Genomic DNA, 3,260 nt, shown 5'->3' on the forward strand with positions numbered 1-3,260 from the left:
CACTTCATCTGCAAACACCCATCCCCTGCTTCCCTTGCCGGGATGCCAGCCGGGGATCTTCGCCAAAGGATCCATGACCAGCTTCACACAGGAAACCCTGGTAACCGGAAAGGTAGCTGCTACTTCCATTGCAGCGGCCGGATCGTTCTTCTTCCCTGCTGCTGGGATGATCCTTTTCAGCAGCTTCAGGTGCTGCGCATCTGTGCCGCCCCATATTTCCAGCTTGGCGGGAGGGAAAATGTACCCGTCTATATTCCGTAAGGTGCCTACTGAAACCGACTGCAGGGGTACGGGCTGCTTAAAGAGCAGCATGGCTACCATTGGCTCCTTTACATAGCCCAGCCATTTCTGATTGCCCTGATCTGCTCCTCCCTTTTGCCCGTCGCAGAGGGTTTTGGCGCCTGCGCCGGCATAAGTACCATCAGGTTGCGTGAGTAATATCACACTGTCAGGGGTATACGAAGATCTGTAAAAATTGAACTGCACAGGGTCGCTTGCATACCAGCCCTTTTTGCAGGCAATGGCACGGATAGTAGTGTTGGCCTGCAGCAGCAGGCTATCTTTAAACAAGGGCGAGCGCACACTGTCCGGTACCGACCCATCGGTAGTATAGCGGATCTCCACCCCTTTAATGGGATGCTTCAGCAACAGCTGTGTAGTATTGCGGAAAACCGGCAGGGTATTCACCAACAGGGGCTGATTCAGTTTCAGCGGTTGTTTGCCATCATCTCTAAATCCCCGGATAATAGCCACCGCTTTAAATGCAGCGGGCAGCTGATCCAGCTCAGCGGCGGTGAGCGCGGTATTCCACAGGTACAGCTCCTTCAATGCAGGCGCCGTTTTCAGCACCTGCAGCTGCTGCAGGGTAACAGGGGTGCCTGACAGCGAAAGGCTTTCCAGGTGGGGCAGCTTTAGCAGGGCAGCCAGCGTTTGCCCCTTTATGTTAGTAAAGCTCAGGTTCAGCACCCGCAGCTCCGGAAACTGTGCTATGATGTTCAGATCTGCATCCTGCACCGGCATTTTCTGCAGGTGCATTTCTATGATCTGCTTTTTCAGCGGCAGCAGCTCTTCGATCGACTTACTGTTAAACTTATCTTTATTATAGCAGTTCACCACCAATGGCGCTGCATTCAGCGCTACCGGGTAAATAACGCGGTAATTATTGTTCAGCTTTTGCACCAGCTTTTCATCTGCCGCTGCAAACTGATAAACAGGCGCTGCTGACGGAGCAGGTTGTAACATGGCAGCAGCCAGTAAGCGGAGGCTGTCATGCACCGGCAATGCAGCTACTTTTGTTTTGAAATCAGCGCCGCCTTTGATCCAGTAATAAAGCAGGTCCGCTTCTTCCGGTGTGAGCTGTGGCTTGCCGGCAGGCGGCATATGCTTCTTCGCATCCATTGGTAAATGCAGCCGCGCTATTAACAGGCTCATCCCAGGGTTACCGGGCACAAACAGCTTCCCGCTCTTCCCTCCTTTCAGCAGCTGCGACGGCAGCTCCATTGCCAGCTCACCTTTTGCCTTAGCGCTGTTATGGCAGTTCATGCATTTCTCCTCCAGCACCGGCTTTACCAGGTGCTCATAGATCAGCGCCTGGTCAAAAGGCACCTGCGTTGCTTTTCCTGCAGGGGTTACAGGCGCCAGTACAAAGTTTTCGCCATGCGTAATATCGGCCCCGAAATGCCCGGCCACCACCAGCAACATCGCAGTAATAAGCAGCCCGACCTTTTGTACCGCGGGCCGGCTTATTCCCGGCCGCCCCAGCCAGTATAATAAAGAAGTTAGCCAGCACACACCTACGCCGCTCCATTTGTGCCATTGTAAAGTGCCGCTGCCGTTATATCCTTCCTCAGCAGATAAGAACAGGCCCATAATAACGGTAACGGCTGCACTGAGCGCACCTGCAAGTAATAAAACGTTAGCCAGGTGCTGCTTCCATGCTTCTGCTGCCGGCTCACGCAGGCGGACAAACGTTAAAATGCCGGCTACCAGGATCAGCACAATAGGGAAATGCAGCAATAAAGGATGCATTCTGCCCAGCACCTGCAGCCACGGCGGCAATACCACCCGGTTGCCGAAGATCAGTAGGAAAAGGATAAAAATGTTGCCGGCAAATAACAGGCTGCTGCCTGCGCTTTGCCATCTGGACGGCTGCTTCACTATCATTCTACTCTCCTGAGTTTATAGGTATTGTTATCAACAAATTTAATCAGGCCATCAATCCGGGGATGACCTTACCTGCCACGTCTGTGAGGCGGTAACGGCGTCCCTGGTGCTTAAAAGTTAATTTTTCATGATCCAGTCCCATCAGGTGTAAGATGGTGGCATGAAAATCATGCACATGCACCGGGTCTTTCACGATGTTATAACCGAATTCGTCTGTTTCCCCGTATACGATGCCGGGCTTTACACCACCGCCGGCCATCCAGATGGAAAAACAGCGCGGATGATGATCACGGCCATAATTATCTGCGGTCATCTTACCCTGGCAATAGTTCGTTCTTCCAAATTCCCCGCCCCATATTACCAGTGTTTCATCGAGCAGGCCGCGTTGTTTAAGATCTGTGATCAGCGCTGCGGAAGCACGGTCCACATCCTTAGCCTGGCCGGCCATTTCATTGGGCAGGTTGCCATGCTGGTCCCATCCCTGGTGATACAGCTGAATGAAGCGCACACCGCTTTCGGAAAGCTTCCTTGCCAACAGGCAGTTTGCTGCAAATGTGCCGGGCACCAGGCAGTCGGGCCCATACAGCTTGATGATATCATCTGATTCTTTGGAGAGATCGGTTAGTTCCGGCACCGCCGTTTGCATACGGTAAGCCATTTCATACTGCTGGATCTTGGTATTGATCTCAGGATCGCCGAATTCCTGGTACGACTGCGCATTCAATGCGGCCAGCTGGTCCAGCATCTGGCGGCGGTTAGCCATATCAATGCCTTCAGGATTATTCAGGTACAATACCGGGCTTTCACCGCTGCTGAACTGAACGCCCTGGTGAATACTGTCTAAAAATCCATTGGACCACAGCTTAGAGTATACGCCCTGCCCGTTCCCTTTACCTCTTGACAGCAGCACACAAAAGGCAGGCAGGTTCTTATTTTCGCTGCCAAGGCCATAGCTCATCCAGGAGCCAAAGCTGGCGCGGTTGCCCTGCTGCGCCCCTGTCTGGAAAAAGGTGAGCGCGGGATCATGATTAATGGCTTCGGTGAACATGGAACGAACAATGCAGATATCGTCCACTATCCGTGCCGTGTTCGGAAAC

2 protein-coding genes are annotated in these 3,260 nt (G+C 52.9%); both read right to left on the reverse strand.

Annotated elements, in window-relative coordinates; all coding sequences use genetic code 11:
* Positions 1-2,163: c-type cytochrome domain-containing protein (locus VIM87_RS20725; RefSeq protein WP_331998852.1), on the reverse strand; the 2,163-nt coding region annotated here is incomplete at its 3' end.
* A gap of 43 nt (positions 2,164-2,206) precedes the next feature.
* A partial coding sequence (locus VIM87_RS20730; protein ID WP_331998853.1) for a DUF1501 domain-containing protein occupies positions 2,207-3,260 on the reverse strand: 1,054 nt, incomplete at its 5' end.

Source organism: Chitinophaga sp., assembly GCF_036569125.1.
In the GTDB taxonomy this organism is placed as follows: Bacteria; Bacteroidota; Bacteroidia; order Chitinophagales; family Chitinophagaceae; genus Chitinophaga.